The sequence below is a fragment of the Paenibacillus sp. 01L418 genome (assembly GCF_056400045.1).
This window is the reverse complement of record NZ_JBFTSN010000018.1, coordinates 1-24,106: the sequence shown is the minus strand read 5'-3', so window position 1 is coordinate 24,106 and position 24,106 is coordinate 1. Positions and strand designations below refer to the sequence as shown.

General features: G+C 46.5%; 17 protein-coding genes and 1 pseudogene. 5 read left to right on the top strand and 13 right to left on the bottom strand.

The window, feature by feature from the left end; all coding sequences use genetic code 11:
• Positions 1 to 16 precede the first annotated feature (16 nt).
• The 7 genes from AC1DSE_RS04455 to AC1DSE_RS04425 form a co-directional block, all read right to left on the bottom strand.
• A complete protein-coding gene (locus tag AC1DSE_RS04455) occupies positions 17 to 3,148 on the bottom strand; it encodes a beta-galactosidase (RefSeq protein ID WP_477510248.1) in 3,132 nt (1,043 codons plus the stop codon).
• Positions 3,145 to 4,464, bottom strand: a complete 1,320-nt coding sequence (locus AC1DSE_RS04450) for a glycoside hydrolase family 125 protein (RefSeq protein ID WP_076269715.1) — start codon at positions 4,462 to 4,464, stop codon at positions 3,145 to 3,147. The genes AC1DSE_RS04455 and AC1DSE_RS04450 overlap by 4 nt, the downstream gene beginning before the upstream one ends.
• Positions 4,465 to 4,496: 32 nt before the next feature.
• Positions 4,497 to 5,411, bottom strand: coding sequence for a carbohydrate ABC transporter permease (locus AC1DSE_RS04445; protein ID WP_076269714.1), 915 nt, complete (start codon positions 5,409 to 5,411; stop codon positions 4,497 to 4,499).
• Between the two features lie 50 nt (positions 5,412 to 5,461).
• Entirely contained in the window at positions 5,462 to 6,400 is a 939-nt protein-coding gene (locus tag AC1DSE_RS04440) for an ABC transporter permease (protein ID WP_477527435.1), read from the bottom strand.
• Between the two features lie 80 nt (positions 6,401 to 6,480).
• Positions 6,481 to 7,947 (bottom strand): ABC transporter substrate-binding protein, encoded by a 1,467-nt coding sequence (locus AC1DSE_RS04435; protein ID WP_076269713.1) that lies wholly within the window; start codon positions 7,945 to 7,947, stop codon positions 6,481 to 6,483.
• A 195-nt stretch (positions 7,948 to 8,142) separates the two neighbouring features.
• Positions 8,143 to 9,663: a response regulator gene (locus AC1DSE_RS04430; RefSeq protein ID WP_477510249.1), complete on the bottom strand. Its 1,521-nt coding sequence runs from the start codon at positions 9,661 to 9,663 to the stop codon at positions 8,143 to 8,145.
• Positions 9,656 to 11,575, bottom strand: a complete 1,920-nt coding sequence (locus tag AC1DSE_RS04425; RefSeq protein ID WP_477510250.1) for a sensor histidine kinase — start codon at positions 11,573 to 11,575, stop codon at positions 9,656 to 9,658. The genes AC1DSE_RS04430 and AC1DSE_RS04425 overlap by 8 nt, the downstream gene beginning before the upstream one ends.
• A gap of 106 nt (positions 11,576 to 11,681) precedes the next feature.
• On the opposite strand from AC1DSE_RS04425, the gene AC1DSE_RS04420 reads away from it, so the two are divergent.
• The 4 genes from AC1DSE_RS04420 (at position 11,682) to AC1DSE_RS04405 (ending at position 14,266) form a co-directional block, all read left to right on the top strand.
• Entirely contained in the window at positions 11,682 to 11,924 is a 243-nt protein-coding gene (locus AC1DSE_RS04420; protein ID WP_339207313.1) for a hypothetical protein, read from the top strand.
• Positions 11,925 to 12,074: 150 nt separating this feature from the next.
• A complete protein-coding gene (locus tag AC1DSE_RS04415; protein WP_441877200.1) occupies positions 12,075 to 12,383 on the top strand; it encodes a hypothetical protein in 309 nt (102 codons plus the stop codon).
• Between the two features lie 144 nt (positions 12,384 to 12,527).
• Entirely contained in the window at positions 12,528 to 13,361 is an 834-nt protein-coding gene (gene ku, locus AC1DSE_RS04410) for a non-homologous end joining protein Ku (RefSeq protein WP_477510251.1), read from the top strand.
• Positions 13,361 to 14,266 (top strand): ATP-dependent DNA ligase, encoded by a 906-nt coding sequence (locus AC1DSE_RS04405; RefSeq protein WP_477510252.1) that lies wholly within the window; start codon positions 13,361 to 13,363, stop codon positions 14,264 to 14,266. Before ku ends, AC1DSE_RS04405 begins: the two co-directional genes overlap by 1 nt.
• A gap of 794 nt (positions 14,267 to 15,060) precedes the next feature.
• Here the strand turns inward: AC1DSE_RS04405 and AC1DSE_RS04400 are convergent.
• Genes AC1DSE_RS04400 through AC1DSE_RS04375 form a run of 6 tightly spaced genes read right to left on the bottom strand, consistent with a single transcriptional unit; the run spans position 15,061 to position 23,430 of the window.
• Positions 15,061 to 16,098 carry a glycoside hydrolase family 18 protein gene (locus AC1DSE_RS04400; protein WP_477510253.1) on the bottom strand — a complete coding sequence of 346 codons (1,038 nt, stop codon included), beginning with the start codon at positions 16,096 to 16,098 and terminating at the stop codon, positions 15,061 to 15,063.
• Positions 16,098 to 18,743, bottom strand: coding sequence for a transglutaminase domain-containing protein (locus AC1DSE_RS04395; protein WP_477510254.1), 2,646 nt, complete (start codon positions 18,741 to 18,743; stop codon positions 16,098 to 16,100). Before AC1DSE_RS04395 ends, AC1DSE_RS04400 begins: the two co-directional genes overlap by 1 nt.
• A gap of 6 nt (positions 18,744 to 18,749) precedes the next feature.
• Positions 18,750 to 19,775 (bottom strand): carbohydrate-binding family 9-like protein, encoded by a 1,026-nt coding sequence (locus AC1DSE_RS04390; RefSeq protein ID WP_477510255.1) that lies wholly within the window; start codon positions 19,773 to 19,775, stop codon positions 18,750 to 18,752.
• 51 nt (positions 19,776 to 19,826) lie between these two features.
• Positions 19,827 to 20,705 carry a sugar phosphate isomerase/epimerase family protein gene (locus AC1DSE_RS04385; RefSeq protein ID WP_477510256.1) on the bottom strand — a complete coding sequence of 293 codons (879 nt, stop codon included), beginning with the start codon at positions 20,703 to 20,705 and terminating at the stop codon, positions 19,827 to 19,829.
• A gap of 33 nt (positions 20,706 to 20,738) precedes the next feature.
• Entirely contained in the window at positions 20,739 to 22,025 is a 1,287-nt protein-coding gene (locus AC1DSE_RS04380) for an alpha-L-fucosidase (protein ID WP_477510257.1), read from the bottom strand.
• 19 nt (positions 22,026 to 22,044) lie between these two features.
• Entirely contained in the window at positions 22,045 to 23,430 is a 1,386-nt protein-coding gene (locus AC1DSE_RS04375; RefSeq protein ID WP_477510258.1) for an alpha-L-fucosidase, read from the bottom strand.
• 135 nt (positions 23,431 to 23,565) lie between these two features.
• Between AC1DSE_RS04375 and AC1DSE_RS04370 the strand changes: the two are divergent.
• A pseudogene (locus AC1DSE_RS04370) lies at positions 23,566 to 24,106 on the top strand (AraC family transcriptional regulator); the annotation flags it as partial.

Genomic DNA, 24,106 nt, shown 5'->3' with positions numbered 1-24,106 from the left:
AGAACACCTCTTCTTGTTAATCGTTGTTTGCAGGAATTACGTTCACATTCACCTGATCAGGTCGGTAAACGGACAGCAGCTGACCGTTTTTATCCACTGCAAAGAGTACAGACCGTTCCTTCTCCAGCGTAAAAGCGTAGGAAACGCCGGTTACAGGGTCTTTCACCTCAATATCAACATCCAAGCTGAACTCGGATACAAATGTGAATAACGCGCCGTCTTGGAAGGACAGTTTACGACCATAAACGCCTGGCAGTTGTCCGCCTTTAATCCAATCCAGCTCCACGCTGCAGCCTGCATAGGTGAGCGCAAACTCATAAATGGCTGAGATCGGCTCAATGCGATCATTCAGCTCTACTGGCAGCGGACACCAAAGGATGTTTCCTTTGCCGTGCGATAGCTCGATAAGCTGATCGACTTCAGCTGCAGACGTTCCTTTTTGCGCTTCCTTCCATACCTGAGCAATTCTCCGATTGCCATAAGAAACAGGCAGCAAACGATCACCGATGCGAAGCAGTTCTTCGCGGCGTACATTGACAAGCTCTCTTGATCCAAACAACTCATCATGACGATCGACTTGACGCCAGTATGCATCAAGGCTTGTTGGACCAGTCAGCAGCAAAGTTGCTCCTGTACGTTCAACGTAGCTAAGCAGCTGGTTCATTGCAGCATCTTCTATATTATGGGCACTTGGTACAATAACAAGCTTAACCGGATTTGCTTCCAGCTCGTCCAGGTGATATTCCGAAGCGCCGCGGAATGGCTTGTTCAGCTCATACGCCAGCACTCGCGTTGCTTTAGTTGTTGCATCAAACGCCAGCTTGCGATTGGAGAAATCATTGGAATAAGGGAAAACGACTGCGGTATCCTCAAGCTCCCGCCCTCTGAACAAATCTCTGATTTCACCCATGAAGCGTCCGAAATCATAAGATACATTTGCCTCAGGTTTCTCCGTGCCATCTGCACGAAGTGCGCCAATGTGCGATTCATTCGCATTGTCCATATAGAAATTCGTATTCCAAATCCACTGCACCGCACCTGCGCCACCTGTTGCAAAAGCATAGGCATATTTGCGCTCAAGAATATCGCGTAGTTCTGCTTCCGAACGTTTCGCGCGTCCTTCTGGTGTTTCCACGTACATAATGCCCGTTTCCTGCACCAAATTCGGTTTGTCTGCCGTCTTAGCAAAAATACTGTCCCAAACCAAATGATCATTCAACCACCAGGAATGCACGGTTGTATAATCGACAGCCTCGCCATAGAAGAATGGTGAAGGCCTCTGCGCGCCAAGCGCTTCATCCTGTCCGACCGTAACCATATGATCCGGACATTCTTCTTTAATGGCCTGGTACAGCTCCTGTGCCCAGCGATTGTGCATATCCATGGAGAACAATACATAATCAAGCCAGCGCGTACCCTTCTTGCCTTGATGCATATCTTGAACGTCAAAGTTGATTTCCTCTGGCTCAGGCACTTTCACCGCTTCAAAGCTCGGCAGCTGCTCTGGCGTCATATTCCATAGCTTCTGCAGCTTCTCCACAGATTCGTGGCGTTCCTTAAGCCAAGCTGCATAGGCCGCCTGCTCGAATGGATCGCGTGCTGATCTTGGTCCATCAGAAAAAATACGAGGAGGATCAAACATTGACGGCTCGTTAATTAAATCCCAATCGACATGCTTCGATTGTTTGTGGCGCGAAATGATCGAGCGGATAAACCGTTTCTGTGCTTCTAAACTCCGCGGATCGAGATAAGGATTTTGGCCTTCCCAAGTTTCCGGAGTGAATGAGAAGAAAGTAAAGGTTACCTGCAAATCATGGCGTTTGGCCGTAAGCAGAAACGCATCAATGGAGCGAAGCGCTTCTTCTGATGCATGGCCATCAACCTGCATAATATTGCGATAAGCTGTCCATATGCCGGTTCTAATCCAGTTGATGCCTGCTTTGCGCATCTGAGCCATATCACGATCCCATACCGATGCGTTTGGCAAAAATAAAAACTTGCGTGCAACATCCGATGTCATGTAGGTCATGCCGACAACCGGCATCGGTCTGCCATCTTTTACGAAATAATCGCGTTCGCTCGTAACCGGAGTTCCCTCTGCAAGCAGTTCAGCATCAAAACCCCAGAAGCCTTGGCGAAGAATACGAACTTCTCCATCCGTTGACTCCGCGATACAATCCACCTTGTAGTAACCGCTCACGATTGCTAGAGGAACGGGAATACGAACGATAAGCTGTTTGCTCGCCGCTTCCGCTTTGATGCTGCTCGTCCACCGCTCATCTGGCTTGCTTTCATGCTGGATCGTAATCGAAAAGTTCCAACTTACAGCTGGCAAATCTGTCGCAGAAGCATAACGGCTAAGCTGTTGTACTTGCAGCGTCAGCATCGCACGCTCATCCAGCTCGAAGGACGCATAATTAGGTTTCAGCCACAGCTCTGTTACGCCTGCTGAGCAGAATTCCGACCAGCGGCGAAGCTCGTCCGCTCCTCCGCTTTGCCAGAATAGCTCCGTTAACGGCTGATTTACGAACAACCAGCGCGCGCCTGCGAACATTCCCTTCGTGTTCTCCCATAGTACGACAGGTGCTGCTACTTCTCTTCCTTCAGATGAAACACCCTTTAGAAGCGGGTACAATTGTGCATCCATCGGTCCAGCGGAACCCATCTGATGCGGCAAATCACTCGTTTTGGTTACATGCGGCACTAGATTCCAAGTGCTTGAAACCTCAAACATGGATTCTTTGCCTTGCATCAACGGAAAATCTTCCATTGCACGGAATTTCATAATCGGTGCTGCATCTACAGGCAAAGCCTCATGAATATGAAGCTCGCGGTGATAGGCGGTTTGCTCAGATTCTGGCTCCCAAACGCCAGCTTCGTTTTTCGAAACTGGTTTTTTGAATGGAACGCCGCCGATGCTGATTAAACCTCCACCGCGCTTTAAGTAGGCTAAAATTTCAGACCATGCTTGCTTAGGGAAATACGGTGCATGCATATTTATAAAGCTTCCGCCATCTGCAGCAGCGAGTGCCGCTCCAAGATTATTCGCGCGAACGACGCTGCCGATTTGCAGAAGCTGTCCTTCCGCATCCGAGCTTATGCGAGAATCGATTGGAAACGATGGATCATAGAAAATAATCATGCTCATAGAATCTCATCCTTCATCGCTTGATAGACAAGCTGTGAGAAAAGACTGTTCGACCAAGCGAACCATTTGCGCGTGAACACAGTTGGATCATCCGCATGGAAACCTTCGTGCATGTAGCCTGTGTCCGCGTCAGTCGCTTCCAGCATCGCAATCAAATCTAGCTTTTCTTCGCTGCTAGTAGCTGTAATGCCTTGCATCGACAATGCCATATGCCAGATGTAGCCTGGAGGCGTATGCGGGCTGCCGATACCTTTTGCTGCCGTTCCTTCATAGTAGAAAGGATTATGTTTGCTTAGAGCAAACTTTCTCGTATTCACATAAATCGGGTCTTCCGCATCCACATAACCAAGGTAAGGGATCGAGATCAAGCCCGGAGTTCCTGCATCATCCATCAGGCAGTAGTTGCCGAAACCATCCGTTTCATAAGCATAAATAGGTCCGAATTCCGGATGCTGATAAATACCGTAAAGCTGAATGCCATGGTTGACATCCTCTTCTAGCTTTTTCAATTCTTTCAGGAAATCCATGTCACGGAATACCCATTCCGCTATTTCCTCCATTTGACGAAGCGTAACAACCGCAAACATGTTATCCGGGATGTTGTAATGGAAATCACATGCATCATCGCTTGGACGGAACCCTGACCAAATCATACCCGTGTAGTTTACAGGCATGCCTAGACCAGAATTGCGAAGTGAATCAGTTGGAATGCCATTATCACGAGTAAAACGGTACGGCGATTGTTCAAAATGGCGCTGCTCTGTCTTCCAAAGCTCTACAATGCGGCGCATCGCAGCTTTGAAGCCGGAATCGAAAATATCCGTCAGCTCCGTTTCTTTCCAGTAAGCATGCGCGAGACGCATGGAGAAACAAATGGAGTCAAGCTCGAACTTGCGCTCCCATACCCATGGAGACATATCCGTTTCATCCGTAGTATTCCAGTGCCAATCATTAGCGGACTCATTGAACGCATTCGCATAAGGGTCGATTTGAATATAGGAAATATGGCGTTTAATCAAACCACTAAGAATTCTTTGCAAATCTTTATCATGTTTCGCGAATGGAACGTAGTGCATCACTTGCTCGACGGAATCACGAAGCCACATCGCAGGGATATCGCCCGTGATTACAAATGTCGTACCATCGTCCATCAGCTTTGTCGTTGTTTCCAGCGTATTCGGAAAGCAATTTTTGAACAATTGAAGCAGCTTCGGGCGATGTGCCAGCTTCTGCTCCGCTTCCTTCAGCACGTCTTGAATCGCCTGCGGCAGCGTTAGCTCAGGCATCGGAATTTTCGGTAATCTAAATTGCTCCATCGTATTTGCTCCTTTAGAAATATGATTCGTAATTATTCCTTAACGGCACCAACCGTCAAGCCTTGAATGAAATATCTTTGGAAGAACGGATAAGCGAATACGATTGGGCCTGTTGCCAGCACTACCATCGCCATACGCGAAGTATCCTGCGGCATCGACTGYAGCAAACCGGTGCTGAGCGACGCATTTTGCGAGTTTTGCATAATGAATTGCATACTATTCTCGATCCGCATCAGCATCGACTGAAGCGGCACTAAATTCGGCGTGTTAATGTACAGCAAGGCGTTAAACCAATCATTCCAATAGCCTAGTGTACTGAACAAAGCGATGGTTGCAAGCCCTGGAAGCGACAAAGGCAGCACCAGCTTGAAGAAGGTTCCAAATTCTCCCGCACCATCGATTTTGCCTGATTCTATAATAGCATCTGGCACCATGGTCGAGAAGAATGTCCTTAGGATCATAATGTAGAAAGCGTTGACCGCAAGCGGTAAAATAAGCGCCCAAATGGAATCTTTAAGTCCAAGCAGCTGTGTAACTACAATATAAGACGGCACGAGACCACCGTTAAATAGCATCGTAAAAAAGGCGAAAAATGCGAAGAAACCGCGATATTTAAAGCTTTTACGTGAGATTGCGTAAGCGAAAAGCGCTGTACATACAACACCAATGACAGTACCAATAACGGTAACAGCTATCGTTACCCCATAAGAGCGAAGCAGTTGATCCCCCGCTTTAAATAAATAGCTGTAAGCCTCAAAGCTCCATTTTTCAGGAAAAAGCGAATAGCCGTTTTTAGCTAGCGTCGCCTCATCCGTAAACGAAATGATGGTGACGAATAGAAAAGGAAATACACATAACAATGCAAAAATACCAGCCACGGAATGGAATCCTATATTCCAAATGGGCGTCAACCTATGAAAGTCGCGGGTTTTCGTTTGAGCGGACATAGCGGTTTTCCTCCCTGCGCAATGCTTGTTCCAGCAGTAAAGCCTTTAGACTAGAACAAAGCATTGTCTTTGTTGAATTTACGAACAATTCCGTTCGATGTAATAACGAGTACAAATCCAATGATCGACTGATACAAGCCTGCTGCTGTACTCATACCGATTTCACCAGTTGATTTCAATCCGCGATACACATAAGTATCGATAACATTCGTTACGCTGTAGAGTGTTCCAGAGTCCCTTGGCACTTGATAGAACAGTCCGAAATCCGCATAGAAGATTTTACCGATTGCAAGCAGCGTCAATATTGTAATGAGCGGTGTAAGCATCGGGATCGTAATGCTGCGAATTTGCTGCCATTTATTTGCGCCATCGATCATTGCCGCTTCATAAAGGGATTTATCAATACCCATGATGGCTGCCAAATAGATGACACTGTTGTAGCCGACTGATTTCCAAAGAAAAACGACGACGATAATAATCGGCCAATAGGTTGGATCAGAGTACCAGTTTATCGGATCGATGCCGAACCAGTTGAACACTTGGTTCACAACGCCTTTATCMAAGCTCAGGAAGCTGAATACGAAATAACCGACGATAACCCATGATAAGAAGTATGGAAGAAACATACCTGTTTGATATACTTTTGCTAATTTCTTGTTCGTAATCTCAGCGAGCATAATCGCCATTGCAACGGCAATGACTAGACCAAGCACGATAAAGAAGATGTTATAAACGACGGTATTGCGTGTAATGATGTAAGCATCATTGGTACTGAATAGAAATTTAAAGTTTTGCAGGCCTACCCACTTACTCTCGATAATGCTGGCAAGAAATCCATCCCGGCTGTATCTGTACTCCTTAAACGCAATAACCATACCGGCCATCGGCAAATAAGAGAAGAATATGAACCAGATTGTTGCTGGCAGCACCATAATCAACATCGCTTTATTTTTATTAATATCTTTAAAAAACCGTCCTATGGCTCCCACGTGATCACCTCTCAGTTGTCAGATTAATGAGCAAAGGTATGAAACGAATGCCGTGCATTCGCTTCATACCTCCCGCATGTTTACTTGTTCGCCGCTTTCCATTCGTCAAGCTGACGTTGTGCTTCAGCCATGATTTTATCAAGTCCAGCTGCTTTAAATTTCTCATTTGCACGTTTGATGTAAGTCTCAGGATCAACTGTTCCTGTCATAAGCGGTGCCCAGAACTCTTCTCTTACGTTTTGTACGGAAGCAATTTCAGTCGTTACTTTCGACGGATCGAAGTTGAAGCCAAGAAGAGGTGCTGGTGTTCCTGCATCGTTAAACTTCTTGAACTCTTCCCACTTGTTCGTAGGATCTGTTGTATTCAAGTACGTAAGCATTACGTTACCGAGTGAGAATGTTGGCATGTCATAGTTTTTTGACTCATCAAGGTTTTCCATAACATTGTCGCCTGTTTTCTTGTAATGAACGTTTTCGATACCGGAATCAATCATGTTGCGAAGCACTGGATCTGTGTTAAGCAAGTTTAGGAATTCCATTGCTTTTTCCGGATATTTCGAGTTAGCCGAAATAGCTTGCATCGAGCCCATAACAGACCAGTTGTAAATAAGCGCTTTGCTTGCTGGTGTTGAAACTACTGGGTAGCCATAGCTTGCAGACCATAGGTTGTCAGCGAAAGGCTGAGTTGTCGCACGGTCTGAGAACCATTTGCCAGTCGTTTGAACATCTGTCATCGAATCCATTGTTGCTGCTTCAGTTGGAATGTAGCCTGCTTTATAATATTTGTGCATTGTAGTCAACGCTTGTTTCATTTCTGGTGTATCTAGAACGTTAACCAATTTGTAATCCTTTGTATCAAGGGAAACAGCCATTGGAAGCTTCTCGATTACATAGTCATATGGCACGTAAGGCATTTGGTTTTTATCAACCGCGAAAGGATATACGCCTTGTTCGTTTTCTTTGATCGTTTTGAGCAATGGCTCAAGGCTCTCAAGTGTGTTTACTTTTGAAATATCGATTTTGTACTTGTCTACATACTGCTTGTTAAAGCGCCATACTTCTTGTGCTGGCAGCTCTTTGTTAGCAGGGATACCATAGTTGTGGCCGTCAATTTTGGAACCTTCAAGGAAGGCAGGATCAAGTGTATCGACGATGCCTTGACCGTGCGATTTCAACAAATCATCGATTTGCATGAATGCGCCTTTTCTTGCGTTCTGCACGTAGTCAAACGCCCATGAAGACGTAAACATAATGTCTACTGCTTCACCGGAAGCCGTCATAACTTGCAGCTTCTGTGAGTAATCGCCCCAGTCGATCATGCTCATTTTAACCGTAACACCAATTTTTTCTGCTGTATATTTGCTTACTTCCTGCATAACCTTGTCCACATCTTTTTGAGGCGTACCAATTGTGTACCAGAGCAGTTCTACTGGTTTCTCTGCAGTGCCTTCACCTTCGTTTTTGCTTCCGCCGCACGCGCTAAGCACGATTGACATGACCAGCATCAGCGCAAGCGCCGGCATAAATCTCTTTTTGTTTCTAATCATTGTAAGTCCTCCCTATGTCTAGTTACGAAGCACAATTCAATTGCGTAAGCATACGCTTACTTTATTGCTCTGACCTTAATTCGCGATGCGTTTTAGGGCTAACTTAAAAATAACGGATGTAACGGTTTTCAAATAGGGAACAAATTAAAGGTATGGTGTACAAATTAAAGAAAGAAAGGACAACTCCATCTTGCATTAGAGTAGTCCTTTGTAATCAGTCGGCGAAATGCCAACATATTTTTTAAATTGCTTGTAAAAATATCCAGTTTCCCAGTAGCCAACCTGAAGCGCAATTTCCTGCACCTTCAGATTCGTCTCCTTCAACATTTCCTTAGCCTTGCCTATTCGATATTTGTTTATGTACTCGGTAAAGGTTTCATTTGTCTCTTTCTGAAACAGATGTCCGAGATAAACAGGATGGATGTTGTATTGCTGGCTGAGCGATTTGAGCGACAGCGCCTGTGCATAGTTCTCATGCACATATCCAAGCAGCAGCTGAATGATCGGGCTTTTCACGTCGCGCATAAGCGAATCCACCGTCAAGGTAGCTGCTTCTTTGACGACGGAGGAGAGCCCTTCAATCGTCTCGGCTTGCATGATTTGCGTGAAACCTGCTTTGAACAGCTCAGGCTGATCTGCCTGCTTAATTTCTTTGAGCTCCATTTTGAACCGTATCATCATCTCAATGGCCATACTTTGAATATATTCCGGCGTAACGCCGTCCAGCGTCTGATAATGCTCAAATTCAGCATCGATTGCCGCATGAAGCTGCTCTAGTTCCTTCGCCTTAATCAGCTTCGAGAATAAGGACCAATTCAGCGGCTGCGACGTTACATTCTCAATGCTGTTCTTCTCCGATAACAAGCTATAGTCCAAAATAGCCGGCTCGTCGGATAATAAGAAATATTCCTGCGCTTTCTTCGCATGCGCGTAGCTTTGCGGCGCTCCCTCGCCTACCGCCTCCACACTGCCAAGTGAAATACGCATCGGGCTCGGAGCGAACCGTTTCTGCATATTTTCAAGCATGCTTATCGCCTTTTCCTTACCCTGCTCCTTGTCCTCCAGCATAAACACGATAACCAAGTCGCCATCAATGTCCACAAACGGCAGCATCGACGGATCTTCCATGGCAAGCCGCTGTACGGCTTCATAGGACGGCTCGAACTGACTTTCCGTTCGAATAATCGCAGTCACAAGATAAGGCGCATCCAGCCGGATTTCAAGCATATCGGTACGTTCGATCAGCTCATTTGGCGCAATGCGTCCAGTCAGCCACCGATACAATATATTATCCCTAAGAATGCGAATATCATAATCACTAAATAATCGGTCTGGCCTTGTTGTGTTCAATTTGTCGATTGTATTAGCCAGCGTCTCCTGCAGCTCGTCAATATTAATCGGTTTAAGCAAATAATTTTCCACACCAAGCTTAAGCCCTGACTTGATATAGTCAAATTCGTTGAAGCCGCTCAAAATAATGACCTTCAAATCCGGCCGGAATTGCCGTGCTTCCCGAATCAAAGTTAAGCCGTCCATCACAGGCATTGAAATATCCGTAAGCAAAATATCAGCTGATGACTCCTTCAACGCTTCAAGCGCATCTTGGCCATTTTCTGCTGAACCGACGATTTCAAGGCCAAACGCCGCCCAATCAATAATGTCGTACAAGCCTTCTATAATAAACGGCTCGTCATCTACAAGAAATACTCTATACATGCTGCGCCTCCTCTAGCACTGGGAATTCAATCGTTACGATCGTTCCGACGCCTGGCGTGCTGTTAATTTCAACACCATATTCCGTTCCATACAGCAGCTTCAGTCTCTCATGCACACTGCGAAGACCAAAGGAATCGCCGCTTTCCTCCAGCGTGTCCATCGACTCACGAATGGACGCGAGTCGCCCAGACGCTATACCTCTGCCATTATCCTCGACTTGAATTTGTATGCGATCCTCTATCTGCCGAACATTTATTTTCACTTGGTTATCCGGCCTGCGCGCTTCTAGACCATGTACAACGTAATTTTCAATGATCGGCTGAAGTGCCATTCGCATTATATTTTTGCTTGCCAAGCTCTGATCGCAATGAATTTCATAAGACAGCTTATCCTTATAACGAATCCGAAACAGCTCCAAATAGAGGCGCGAAGTCTCTAGCTCATCCTTGAGCGTGTTTTCACCTTTGGGCTGAACGAAGCTTTTGAATAACACCGATAAGCTGTATATCATTTCGCCTACGTCCTTCGCTCCTTGCGATACGGCCCGCATCCGAATCACTTCGAGCGTATTGTACAAAAAGTGCGGATTCACTCTAGCCTGCAGAGCAGCAAGCTCTGTATGCTTTTGTTTAATCTCCGCTTTATAGACGCGGTCGATATGCTTTGTCAGCTCGCCGAGCATATCGTTAAAGCTTCTGGAAATTTGCCCAAGCTCGTCCTCTTTCTCGTCTTGGATGCGTGCGGACAAGTCGCCGTTCTCCACTTTGCGCATAAATCGTATTATTTTATTCGTTCGTTTCGCGAAATTGATAACAACCAAGGTCGGAACTAGCAGCACCATAATGATACAAATGATACTAATCAATGTAATCGTGTGCTTCAAGCCTTGATAGGCAGCAGCTACCTCCGCCTTTGGCGCTACACCAACTACGGTATAACCCGCTTCGGTTTGCGTGAACATCTTGACATAAGATTCCTGCTCAAGCATCACAGTGTCATTTAAGGAATCAATTTTATCGATATAAGGGTACCGTTTACCATAAAAGTTGTCTGAGGAATCGAAGAGCACTTCCCCTGTTGGTCCGAGGACAAGAATGTAGCCCTTTAATTGCTCTTTATAGCTCTCAAGTGCTTTTTGAATCCGTTCTGAGTTGAAATAAACGAGCAGCTGCCCTAGGTTTTTCAACGTATTTTTGTCCGTAATGGGGACACGTATCGCGAATAGCTTTGGATCCTGCTGTCCAATTGCCGTTCGTACCCATGCATTCGGCAGCGTTACTTTACTTGCTTCCATCGCCATGGCATCCGGGATATAGGAATGTGCGGCATTCGTAGATATTAACTTCGTTACATGCCCCTGCTTGTATGCGTACAAAAACTGCTTTTCCGAGCTGTATAGCAGCAGGTTCTCGATATCGGCATCATTTTCAACCTTATTTTCAAAATAATCCAGCCCCTTCGGCATGTCGATATTAATAGAAGAGGCATACTGATCCAATTGATAATTGATGTAATCCTCGAATGGATTTTGAAGAAAGTAAGTAAGATGAAGGGATAAGGCTTCATTCCGATACACATCAAGCATAATGGACTCCACCGATTCAAATTTACGAGCCATGTAGCTATTCACGCTATCGATCGCTTTTTTCTGATTTTCAAGCTCATTGCGTACAATCGATTCTGACATGACATTAAACATAAAATACGAAAAGGTTACGATCGTCACTGTTGTGATCAATGCAAACAACAAAATCATTTTCATGAAAAGATTATTTTTGACATAGTTGTGGTACAAGCTTTTTGCCTTCAAAATAAGCTCCTTTCCCGTGAATGATCGTTGCTCTATAGGTTGATCGGAGTTCACGATATGGGGTACAAGGTTTAATAATACTTCAGTATGATTTGCTGGCACAAGTATGCTCCTTAATAATCGGCAATTGAAGGGTACGGTTGAATGGCGCCTCGGAAGGGGCGTATAATGTAAAGGTGAGAGAATCCGCAAGATTGGAGATGAGAGCATGACAATTGGTAAAATGCTTCGAAATGTTTCCGTCGGACTGATATTCGGCATACTGGCCATTGGGTTACTGCCGTTTCTGGTCATCTTTAACTGGGCGGAGATGCTCAATCTTGTCGAACTCGAAACCTCGCCATTATTTATGCTTCTTGGACGATTTATTAGACCGACCGTTCGCAAGAAAAGCATGAACAGCGTGAACAGCATGGACAGTCAGGAACACAAACAAGAGCTCAATCAATAAACTAACAGCAGCCTAAACCGTTTGCATGAACGGAGACCCGGGAGAGCACCTTATTTTGGTGGCATTCTTCCGGGTCTTTCTTTCTCGCTTAAACGAGCGATTTATAGTAAAATGGGGCGATGCAACACTATACGATTATGAGGTGCCCTTATGTCCATTAGCTTCACAACATCCATTATCAGCCGCTTAAAAAGAGAAATCGCTGACATGCAACAGCAAACCAGCAACGATAAAAGCAAAAAAGAGAAAGCTCTCTCTAAAATAAAACAACTGCAAAAAAACATCAAAATGAGCTCTTCCCCCACCGACCTTAGCAGCAAGATGACTCAAATTACGAAATTAAACGAAGAAGTAGCCAGAATTGATGCTTCGCAGGCTGCTTTAACTAAACAATTAGCTGCAAAAAATGCAGAGCTTCGGCAGCAGCTTGCCAAAAACGAGCAAAAAAGCGAAAAATAGCTTTAGCATAGAGACCTTTCACAAGTTCAAATGAGCTTGCGAAGGGTCTTTTTGTTATCGGCTTGATATGGTGAGATTGTCCATTCCTCGTATACTTTAACCAAACGCGCGCATCCTATGGAAAAAAAGCAGGGCGGGGATTGTATGCATACAGTTTGGAAAGGTGCGATTAGCTTTGGATTGGTTCATGTGCCTGTAAAAATGTTTACAGCAACAGAAGATAAGGATATTCATTTCCGCCAAATACATAAGGTTTGCGGCATGCCTATTTCCTATGTGAAGACTTGTCCTCACTGCGATGAAGCCGTTAAACCAGAGGATATCGCTAAAGGTTTTGAATACGAGAAGGACAAGTTTGTCCTCTTTAATGAAGAGGAGCTTGAAGCGCTAAAGCCTGAATCTGCACGGGTTATTCAAATTCTCGACTTTGTCGATTTAACGGATATCGATCCTCTCTATTATCAAAAAGCTTATTACCTCTCTCCCGACATGTCAGGGGCTGGAGCTTATACGCTGCTGCTTGAAGCGATCAAGCAAACAGGTAAAATCGGCATCGCCAAAATATCGATCCGCAGCAAAAGCAGCTTGGCCGCGATCCGCGTTGTCGGAAACTGCTTATGCATGGAGACAATGCATTATCCAGATGAAATTCGGCCGCTAGCAGAAGTGCCTAACCTACCTGGGCTTGCTAATGTCAATGAAAAGGAACTGCAAATGGCAAAACAGCTCATTGAGCAGCTGTCTGAACCGTTTCATCCTGAAAAATATACCGATGATTACCGGGCTGCCATGCTTGAAGCTATTCAGCATAAAATGGCGGGCGAAAGCGTTGATATGGTTTCGGCTCCGGCTGTTGGACGGACGAATGTCATTGACTTGCTGGCTGCGCTGCAAGCTTCCCTCGAAGCTGCCAAAACACCGCCTGCTGCTCCAAAGAAAAGGAAGAGCACTACTAGAAAAGCGAAGGATGCCGGATAATGAACACGATGTCTTTGCTTCCTCTGCCGAAGGTGCCCATGGCACCAGTTACTTCACCCGATATCCCTACTGGCTCGGAGTGGGGATATCAAATCAAATGGGATGGCGTTCGCACGCTCGCTCGATTAGATGGCAGCGGCGGTGTTGAACTATTTTCCAAACGAGTAGAGCCGAGAAATACCACTTTCCCTGAAATTGTAGCTCTCTTGTCGCCGCTGCGTGTTGGGCCTTGCATCCTTGATGGTGAAATCGTCTATTTTGACGGTACTCGTCCAAACTTTCAGCGCAGCCGCCTAGGTGTACAGAAAAGGTCAGGCAAAGATGATCTTTTATTCGTCATGTTTGATATGCTCAATGATAACGGTGAAGATTTGCGCAGCTTTCCCTTCCGTGATCGTTACAGCCGGCTTGCTGCCAAGTTTCCTGAAAAATCGCCGCGCCTGTTCGTCACCGACTTGTTTGATGATGGTCAGTCCTTATGGGAATGGCTTATCGAACGGGAGTGGGAAGGGCTCATATCGAAGCGTCTGGATAGTCCTTACAGCGAGGGCAAAGGCCATAAGGATTGGTTCAAGAAACGAAAGGAAGTACGAATCGTCGCGGACGTTGTTGGGGTGAAATTAAGGGATGGCCTTGTGTCGAGCCTCGTGCTGCAATATGAAAATAAATATATTGGGCATGTGTCGGGGCTCGACAATGCATCAAAAAAACTGTTGCTCCAGTTTATGCATGACCACCCGGGAGATTGCCCCTTCCCTTCGCTTTCGCAAGGCATGAAGAAATCCGACGTAGTCTGGCTTGCCGTACATTTCCCATGCAGGGTGACCGCACTCGAGTTTACGGATACGGGCCTGCTTCGCCAACCGAAACTGCTAGGTTTCGGTGCGGGAGACGGCGAGGTTTAGCGCTGATGAAAAGTTTAATCGGACGATTAAAGAGGAGGTTGCCCCACAAGGTCATACTACTTGCGGGACAACCTCCTCTTACACTTTTCCGCCCAAACCCGACAAATACCCCACTATGCGTCGATTCAGTAAAGATAGCGCTAGAATCTAGACCTATTTTCAACAAACATGAGCTTTTCAAGGAAATAGGACTAAAAAGTAGGCTTATTTCTACTCGCAACCCGCCAAATGCCCCACTATGCGTCGATTCAGTAAAAATAGCGCTAGAATCTAGACCTGTTTTCAACAAACTTGAGCTTTTCGCGGAAATAGGTCTAGAAAATTGTGTTATTTCCACTCATAACCCGCCAAATGCCCCACTATACGTTGATTCAGTAAAAATAGCGCTAGAATCTAGACCTATTTTCAACAAACTTGAGCTAGTCGCAGAAATAGGACTAGAAAATAGGCTTATATCCACTCATAACCCACCAAATACACCACTATGCGTCGATTCAGTAAAAATAGCGCTAGAAACTAGACCTATTTTCAACAAACATCAGCTTTTCGCGGAAATAGAACTAGAACCTAGGCTTATTTCCACTCATAACCCGCCAAATGCCCGACTATACGTCGATTCAATAAAAATAGCGCTAGAATCTAGACCTATTTTCAACAAACATTAGCTTTTCGCGGAAATAGGTCTAGAAAATAGTCTTATTTTGAATGACAGACTTCCACCTGTGCTTCATGCGCATGCGTCCACTAAACTAACTAGAGCCACACCGATACCACAAAGCAACTTCCCAATCCAGCTACTCCTTAAGTCCTTCATATATCGCGTGGAGCAAACGGTGCGTTTCATCGCAGCTGTATTCCCAGAACATTACGCCGCCAAGCTCACTCGCCTTAACATACTCGCATTTATGATGCAGCGATTGTTCGTCGTCATAGGAGATAAAGCTGCTTCCGTCGTAGAGGTATGGCGCCTTCGCTTCGTCGTCCCAATATCGAACATAATTGTTTTTATTGATGTATTCCGCTGCAAGCTTGGTGAAATCTGGTCCATATCCGCCTGTGCTGCCCGCCATTTGATGAAGCCCATTTGCGCGATTAGGAACGTTATGCCAAACCCGAGTATAAAACGCCGCGCCTATAACGATCTTTTCCTTCGGCACGCCTGCTCGGATGAACAAATTAACGGATGCATCCGTACTGATGCGGAATAAATCTCCGGTTGGTGTATACAGATTCGTATGATGCCCCGTTAAAATTTGAAATCCACCGCGCATATCGTAGGTCATCAGCTGAACAAAATCCAAGTATTGCTGGACTTGATCCATTTCTGTACCGTCTACATAATATTGGTCCGCGCCTGCCGCAATCGTAAGCAAATAATGTTTTCCGTCACTTGCGCCCTTCTCGTCCAAAGCTTCGCGGATGGTTTTGAGCAGCAGAGTGAAATTGGTCTTATCATCTGGACTCGACGCTATGCCCGCTTCACCATAACAAGGATACTCCCAATCGAGATCGACTCCATCAAATGGATAGTTGGTTAATACACGAACCGCCGAATCTGCGAAGCGGCTTCTCCCTTCAGCAGTAGATGCAGCTTCAGAAAACCCGCCTGCGCTCCAACCGCCAACAGACAATAATATGGTCAGCTCTGGATGCTCGTGTTTAATCTTGCGAAGAACATCAATATGCTGCAAATGCTCTGTAATAATTTCATCATTGCGCACATGGCCAAATGCCACATTCAAATGGGTAAGCTTCGTTAAATCTTCACGCGTCATGTCTGGAAGCTTTGAATCTGATGCATAACCCGCCACAATATATTTTCGACTTGCCATTACGTATCACTCCGTTTCGTTGGTTGCTGCCATATGCTAGTGAGAATCTGCAATGCTTCTTTCCCTGTACCGATCTTGTATCCTGATGCTGTATAACGAATTTGATCTTGGCCATCCAGTACGAGCAGATGCGGGAAACCCGCTTCGCTAGCTGGCGGCACTGCTATAAAGTCCGGCAAAGACGCGTAAGTGGAATCACGAACAAACACGGTACGCGAAGGCAACCCCTTATAACGAGAAGGATCAAAAGATGCCGTCCATTCGGAATCACCTACGACAAGCACAATCGGCGCTCCAAGTTCGGTCAACGGCTCAGCAAGCTCGCTGAGTTCACGGAATAAATGTTTGGTAGGCTCGCGCTCCGGCTCCAGCCAAGCAACAATTGCCCCATTCATGCCGATAAGCTCACCAATCGATTGGTCTGAACCATCGAGCATCGTAAACGTATCGTTTCTGTTTAGCGCCCCGAGTACTGGAATACCTTGCTTCGCACTTCGGAAAGTCAGCGGAATATCCATTTGTTCTCCTGCACGCAACTCGAAATAGGTAAAGCGAACGCATGCGGTACCATCTTTTAACCGAATACCTGTGGTCAATCGATAGCTGCCTTGCGCAAGCTCGAACAGCTCATCGTAAACATCAGATTTACCATTAGGGTAAACTAGCGTTTTATATATGCCGTTCTCCAGCCGGGCGAACGTGAAGTTCTCAGAGTACGAAGCTGCCTTAGCTTCATCGGATGACTCGTTATCTTTAAGAAGCCGCAGCTTGCCGTTTACCTTCTGCTCCAATTGCTGCAACGCTCGATTTGCAAATAATGCATCCTGCCAGCCAACGTTAGCCATCGCCATGTATTGCGGCTTTTGCTCACTTGGATGCAGACGTGCTGGAATGCCTATGCTACGGCAGATCGCCACAAACATAATATTGAGAGAAGCCTGATCCCCTTTCTTGATCTTAAAGGTTCCAACTGGGTTGCCTCTGCCCTTCAGATTAGGAAGATCCTCCCACAACGACCACTCTGAATCCAGATGGCGTACAAGCTCAGCTGTATTTTGCCGGTACAATGCCACTTGTGCTTCAGTGAACACCTCTTGGAAAAAATGCTTATAAGGTACGATCATTTCATATAACACTCGCGGACAAAGGATATACCGCGAGAAGATGTCTTCGGGAAGCTCACCGCGCTGTGTCAGAGAACCGATTAGATGATCGTCAAGCTCCTTGCGGAACGTATCGGAAAGATCCTTCTCGTTCAAGCTCTCCAGCAGCTTAAGCGGCCATTCTCCAAATTCAGCAGAGCGTTCCTGCAAGAAAGCTGCGATCTCGCGGCTATTTCCCCGTGCCTTGCGCAGCACATCCCACACTCGCTCCTGCGGAAGACCAGCAGCCGCGGCAATATCCGACGCCTGCGCTTCGCTTAGGAATGTTTGTTCATAGCCGCTGCGGATGCCCGTGCCTTCTTCCAGGCGGCTATTATGCCGCTGAACCTTCTCCTCGGAAAGCACATCGAGAGCTTTGCCATTACGTTCAGGAGGTGGAACCATATCAAAGTCAGTTATCCCTTCGGGCTGCTGCACTTGATCCAGAACGATCTCGAAGCGCACACGATCACTAACTGTAACCTTCTTTTCTCCCCACTTGCCATCCATCACAGCACGAATCAACAGATCTCCGTAGCCTGTCTTAAACGCAGCCTCACCCAGTTCGTTTGTCTTCAGCTCAGCAATCGGATAAAATTCAGCCATATTATAGAGCTCAAAATAAACATTCGCGCCGCTGACCGGTTCGTTCAGCTCATCCTTCACAGCGACAGTAATGCTTCGAGTAGGCGCATAACCCTCAAGCAAATTAATTTCTGTAAACCAATTATCCGCAAGCGTAATATCCTCAGGGCCCGGGTAATTTGCGAATACCCGAGTATTGATCAGCATTGCCCGCCGCGCTGGAGGAGTGAACCAGCCTTGATCAAGGCGAGCTTCCGGCTCACAGGCGCCGATATAGTGCCACTGCCCGTCAGCCCAAGCTTCTACCCAAGCATGGTTATCGTCACAATGCGCCCAGCGCGGGGTGTACACTTGGCGAGCAGGAATGCCAATGCTCCGAAGCGCTGCAACAGCAAGTGTCGATTCCTCACCACACCGGCCTCGAGCATTTCGAATCATCGTAAGCGGCGAGATCGTCCGCAGATCGCTGCCAATGTAGTTCGCCTTCTCATGGCACCAGTAGTTCGTCTCCAGAATCGCATCCTCCATCGACAAATGCGCAGTACGCTCCGCCAGTTCACTGTACAAGATACCGCGTGAATCCTCGATGTTTTCCGTGTTCACACGGTAGGGCAACACAAAATGCAGGAAGAGATGATCCGGCACCCGTTTCCCCCAAGGCACTTTTCCCCGAATGTCCAGCGTCTGCCGCACATGGCTTAGAAATAACGTACCGTCATAATCAGCCATATCATTTACAGGCATATAGGCGTACAAATATTTAAGCGCCCATGTCTCTTCATCCGTTAGCGGCTGCTGAAAAATATCAAACAGCTCATGCTCTCTCGCCTTAGCAAGCAGCTGCTTCTCACGAAACTTGCGTTCAATCAGCTCCATCGACGCTTGCTCTAATGAGAATACAGAGGTTTGCAATGTCATGCGTACTCACTCCTTCCATAGCTTTCCGTCTTGCCTAATGCAGAAGCTCGACTTCCCGTCGCTAGACGGCGTTGTGATTTGGAACATGGAGCGGGTCGTCTCAATGGCAGGCAATATGCTCCACTGCTCTCCGCCATGCATCAGCGATTCCGCATCAGCAGTAAATTCACCGTGACTTGCAAAGTAATTGCGCTCACGATAATAGAGCTTGCGCAGCTCCCACTTTATGCGTTCATCCGGCGGCTGTGCGAACGAATCAGGACCATCTTCCCCTGCAAACATGACATAACCCCATAGCTCAGGATAATGCATATTAACAAGTCCCATCGGAGACCATACCCAGTTGTCCTCTGGATAGGATTTGCCCGTATCCGGGTTGATGATCTTGCGGTATTCGCCATCCTTCACTTCAACGCGCCATTCAACGCGGGAGAAATTGACGCGCCAAAACTCGCCATTTACTGGCGCTCTGCCTTCAGGCGCGCATTCGCGCAAGCTTTTCCAAGGCATCGCTACTTCAATGCTCCACTTCCGATTCGCTGCTTCCGGCCGATTCAGCTCGCCGTCAATATGTACAGCTGTCTGAAGCCCGCTAATGTCCCAGCCGTTAATCGGCGGACCACCGTCACGGTATGGCTTAACCAGCAGCAGATCCCACACGGTGTTCAGCGCGTTAATTTCAAACTCATAATAATTGTGGCTGTCGCCATCGGGATCAATAAATATTTCAAAATCATTATCATAAAAAATGACCGAATCCCGCTCCGTCAATGTCGCCCAAATCTCGTCTTCAATCAATTCTGCCGCAAAATAGAAATAGTCGTCATCCCACAGCATTTTCACGCGGGTCTGCTTCGCAGGTTTTGGCCGAAGATCGCCTTCGATATCTACAAAATCGTCCGTCCAGTCCGCTGCTGCCCAGAACGGCTTATCTACTCGCCCGTCAAGAATGAGCGGCTCCGCCGCGCGGCGACATACATAATGTTTGGGTGCATATTCGATGTTCGGCTCCTGCAATCCGCTTAAATTCATGTTATCCCTCCGTTTGAATTACTATGAATCTTTGAAAACGATGAAGCTCGCTTAAAGTACACATTCATGCCAGAAGCGGCGCAGGTTGTCCATCGCAATGCGGGAGGCGGATTTGCACTCTTCCATGCCTTCGAATTCGATCGTCATATAACCATCGTAACCCGATTCCTTAATAAGCTTGACGATTTTACGGATCTCAATATCCCCTTGACCTACAATCGCCCCGCGCAGGTAGTTGCCGTTCGAGGTCAAAAACCAATCACCGTCACCCGGATGCTGATCATATGGACGGAAGTAGAAATCTTTGAAATGGATAAGCGATGCATAAGGCAAGTTTTTCTTAACGCCGATGATCGAATTCTCATCTACGCACATAAAGTTGCCAATATCGAGAGTCGTCTTGAAATTCGGCCGGTCTACCGCATAAAGAACACGTTGAACCCGGTCGCTGGACTGTACGCTGAAGCCATGATTCTCTATCGTCGTTGTAATGCCGTATTGCGCGGCATAGTCCGCGATGAGCTGGCTGCCCTTCACCATGAGATGAAGGTTCTCCTCGAACCACTGAATCGTCATCTTCTCCGGCGGAATGGTGAAGGCGGTTACATCATGCCGCATATGATTCATGCCGAGTCGATGCACAAGATCAACATGCAGCTTGACCCGCGCGACCTCCTCTTCAAACAATTGCTCCGTATCCTGCACGAAGTTCGCCGGCATCGAATAGTTGGAGAGGGCAATGCCAACCTCCTTTGCTTTCTCGCGTACAGCATCCGCCAGCTCAGGGTTGTCAACGAGCGTATAGCCATATGGAACAATCTCCATATGCTCGCCGCCGTTATCGGCTATCCAAGAGATGGCATCAAGAATGCTCATCTCTCCCGATTTTATGGCGCTTAGCAAGCTGTAAGAACTTAATCCAATTTTCATCGTTTCTTCCTCCTAAGTAGACAGATCACTTGATTAGTTATGCGTTACAACTGCGCCTGAACCACCATACATATCAAGCTCCTCATCAAATTCCAGCTTAAGCACGGTCACTTGCTTGTGAGTGTCTTCCGCTGTCAGATGAATCCATGTCGTCCCCGGAATATTGAACCACGGCACCCCGCCATGAATTTCATGCGTAAGCTCTTTGCCGGAATGCAGCACCGTAATCTTTTTGACCTTGTTGCATAATCCCTTTAGGCATACATTCTCTTTCGGATCATCATACACAAACAGATACAATGACTTTTTATCTTTGGATATGGTGCTGCCGCCCAAATAATAGCGGGTCATAATGCCTTCATCAGTCCCAAACACCGCTTCTTCGTGCGTTCGAATCCATTCGCCTAATCCCAGCAAAATATCCTCTTGCCGTTTATCTACCGTTCCATCCTCCATCGGCCCGATATCAAGCAGCATGTTGCCTCCCAAGGTAATGCAATCACAGAACATTCGAATGATTTGATTTAATGATTTATATTTATCGTCCGTCGGCACATACCCCCACGAACTATTAATGGTTGTGCAAAACTCCCAAGGCCCCTCCGGCCGCGTTATCGGAATCCCTTGCTCCGGTGTCTTGTAATCCCCGTAACCTTGCAGGCGCGAGTTGATAATAATGTCTGGGTTAAACGATTGCAGATATTGCTTGAATTCGGGCAAATTCCACTGCTCAGCGCTGCGTTCCCAATCGCCGTCGAACCAAAGAAGATCAACCTTCCCATAGTTCGTTAAAACCTCCCGCAGCTGATCATTGTTAAACTTCAGAAAAGCATTCCACTTTTCTTCATCCTGAACACCATCTATCGGGCTCGAAAATTTGTTAACCTTAGACAAGTCATCCGGCACCTTGCCGCCTTCAAACACAGATGGATAATCGGGATGCGACCAGTCGATAAGTGAATAATACATCCCAAGTCGAATCCCTCTTTTCGTGACGGCTTCCGCATATTCCTTGATCAGATCCCGCTTTGCCGGCGTTTTTTTCACAACGCTAAGGTCACTGTACTGTGTATCAAACAATGCTACGCCATCGTGGTGCTTGGTCGTAAGCACTGCGTACTTCGCTCCCGATTGCTCAATTAAATCAGCCCATTTGTCCGCATCGAACTTCGAAGCCGTAAAGCCGTCCAATTGTTTCATATAATCGTCATAGCTCATTCTTCCGTTATAGAACGACCATGACTCCGATACACCATCTACTGCATAAATACCATAATGTATAAAAATACCTAGCTTAGCTTCCTTAAACCATTGCTGCATAGCAGACTACCCCTCTCGATTAACGAATCCGAAACACATGCGCGATTGGTGCTTGTTCTGAGTATTCATTCACTGGCAAACGGACAATAATGCCGTTTTCTGCTTGGCTGTACTGCAAATGGTCTTGTCCACCTACGAGATCAATCTGGCTGAAAGACTTCTGTATAGGGAGGTATAATTCCTCTTTCACAGCTTCTTTTTCATCCTTGTACAAATAAAAGGCATAAGCCGTATCTCCTTTTCTCGTAAAGTGGCAATTGTCAGCAGAAAAAGGCTCACAAATTCGTGTTCCATAGATTGCCTCACCATAAACCTTCAACCAATCGCCCATCCCTTTGATACGGCTAATGGCTGTAGTCGACAACCTGCCGTCAGGCTGTGGACCAACATTCAATGCCAGGTTTCCGCCTTTCGCAACGATTTCAACGAGCAGATGGATCAGCTGTCGAACCGTCTTGTACTTGTCCTCATAACGGAAGGAGAATGAGGTGCCCATTGTAATACAGCTCTCCCAAGGCACGTTAAGCGGACGCTCAGGCAATGTCTGCTCTGGTGTTATGACATTTTCATAAGGGCCGCCGACCGTGCGGTCAGCCGAGAGCAGCCAAGGCTGAATTTCCCGCGCCTTCTCAACCACCTCGCCTAATCGGATGTTTTGATCGCGGTAATCGTTAACCCAACCTGCATCGAGCCATAACATATCGATGCGGCCATATTTCGTCATCAACTCCATAATTTGCGCATGGGTGAACTGCACGAATTGCTCCCACAAATGTGGATATTGCTTCGGGTCATAGGAAGGCCCCCGCGCGGTAAACGACCCACGCTCCATGCCTGGCGCCCAGTAATATGGCGTATGCCAATCTGCCTTCGAGAAGTATGCTGATATAGCTAAGCCCTTTGCGCGGAAAGCATCAAACAGCTGCTTGCAAATATCGGCGTACTTATGCGAATGGAAAGGACAATCAGGGCTCGTAATCCGGTAATCCGTCGTATGGGTATCCCACATGCAGAAGCCATCATGATGCTTGGTTGTAAAATTCAAATACTTAAAGCCATTCTCCGCAGCAAGATCTGCCCATAGCTCAGGCTGAAAGCGAAGCGGGTTAAAGGTTTTGTTTAGCCCAAAATACTGCCGCTTCAATTCCTCTGCGTCTACATTCCAATCGATGCCATCGCGTGACCATTCCTCATCCTTGTCACTCAGCGCCCATGATTCAACTACACCTAACTGTGAATAAGGCCCCCAGTGCATCATAAGGCCCAGCTTCTGATCCTTGAACCACTCTAGCCGCTCCTGCAGAAGCGGGTCCTCTGGCTTCACCCATTGCTCTTCACTGCTGTAATTGTGGACACCCTGCTCAACAACTTGCTCTAGTTCTTCTGTCGTCTTTATTTCGCTCATGGTTACCTCCAAGTATAGTAGGACTTTTGTAAGCGGTACGTTCATTGCCTTCTTCTGCTCTATGTCCAAATTGTAAATTTGTTGCTATGATTAGTAGCGACGAAAAGGATTGATCGATCATAGGGGGCAGACGATATGAAACGAAACTACTTCAAATCCAAACTGTTTTTAAAATACATCTGGTCCTACTTGTTTATTTTGCTTATCCCATTAGTACTTATGACGATATTTATCTATCAAAACGCAGTGTCCAATCTACGTACTGAAATTGAGCAATCTCGCCTCGGCCAGCTCACGCAAGCCAAAGTTATTGTTGACGGCCGGATGAAGGAGCTAAGTGAAATTGCTTCACGCGTCTCGTATGACAAGAGGCTGACTCCGTTTCGGGTTCACGATTCTTATTACAGCGGTGAAGCGATACAAGCACTGGATCAATACAAAGCGACCAGCTCTATCATTAGCGAGATGTTCTTGTATTTTCACAAGGATGAAAATATTTATTCCGCGAAGGGTCTATCGAGCATGGATGTATTCGCAAACACCTTTACCTTTCACAATTGGAGCAAAGACACTATTTTTCAAGATTTGAATATGGTTAAATATCCAACGATGCGTCCAGCTGACACCGTAGTCCTAAGCGCTAATTTGCAGGATTCTATGCTCGCTTATCTTGTTC

Excerpts from the sequence above, each read along its gene's own strand:
- AC1DSE_RS04435 (WP_076269713.1), bottom strand. The coding sequence starts at position 7,947 with ATGATTAGAAACAAAAAGAGATTTATGCCGGCGCTTGCGCTGATGCTG.
- ku (WP_477510251.1), top strand. The coding sequence starts at position 12,528 with ATGCATACAGTTTGGAAAGGTGCGATTAGCTTTGGATTGGTTCATGTG.
- AC1DSE_RS04430 (WP_477510249.1), bottom strand. The coding sequence starts at position 9,663 with ATGTATAGAGTATTTCTTGTAGATGACGAGCCGTTTATTATAGAAGGC.
- AC1DSE_RS04450 (WP_076269715.1), bottom strand. The coding sequence starts at position 4,464 with ATGGAGCAATTTAGATTACCGAAAATTCCGATGCCTGAGCTAACGCTG.
- AC1DSE_RS04415 (WP_441877200.1), top strand. The coding sequence starts at position 12,075 with ATGTCCATTAGCTTCACAACATCCATTATCAGCCGCTTAAAAAGAGAA.
- AC1DSE_RS04395 (WP_477510254.1), bottom strand. The coding sequence starts at position 18,743 with ATGACATTGCAAACCTCTGTATTCTCATTAGAGCAAGCGTCGATGGAG.
- AC1DSE_RS04390 (WP_477510255.1), bottom strand. The coding sequence starts at position 19,775 with ATGAATTTAAGCGGATTGCAGGAGCCGAACATCGAATATGCACCCAAA.
- AC1DSE_RS04400 (WP_477510253.1), bottom strand. The coding sequence starts at position 16,098 with ATGGCAAGTCGAAAATATATTGTGGCGGGTTATGCATCAGATTCAAAG.
- AC1DSE_RS04420 (WP_339207313.1), top strand. The coding sequence starts at position 11,682 with ATGACAATTGGTAAAATGCTTCGAAATGTTTCCGTCGGACTGATATTC.
- AC1DSE_RS04455 (WP_477510248.1), bottom strand. The coding sequence starts at position 3,148 with ATGAGCATGATTATTTTCTATGATCCATCGTTTCCAATCGATTCTCGC.
- AC1DSE_RS04405 (WP_477510252.1), top strand. The coding sequence starts at position 13,361 with ATGAACACGATGTCTTTGCTTCCTCTGCCGAAGGTGCCCATGGCACCA.
- AC1DSE_RS04380 (WP_477510257.1), bottom strand. The coding sequence starts at position 22,025 with ATGCAGCAATGGTTTAAGGAAGCTAAGCTAGGTATTTTTATACATTAT.
- AC1DSE_RS04385 (WP_477510256.1), bottom strand. The coding sequence starts at position 20,705 with ATGAAAATTGGATTAAGTTCTTACAGCTTGCTAAGCGCCATAAAATCG.
- AC1DSE_RS04375 (WP_477510258.1), bottom strand. The coding sequence starts at position 23,430 with ATGAGCGAAATAAAGACGACAGAAGAACTAGAGCAAGTTGTTGAGCAG.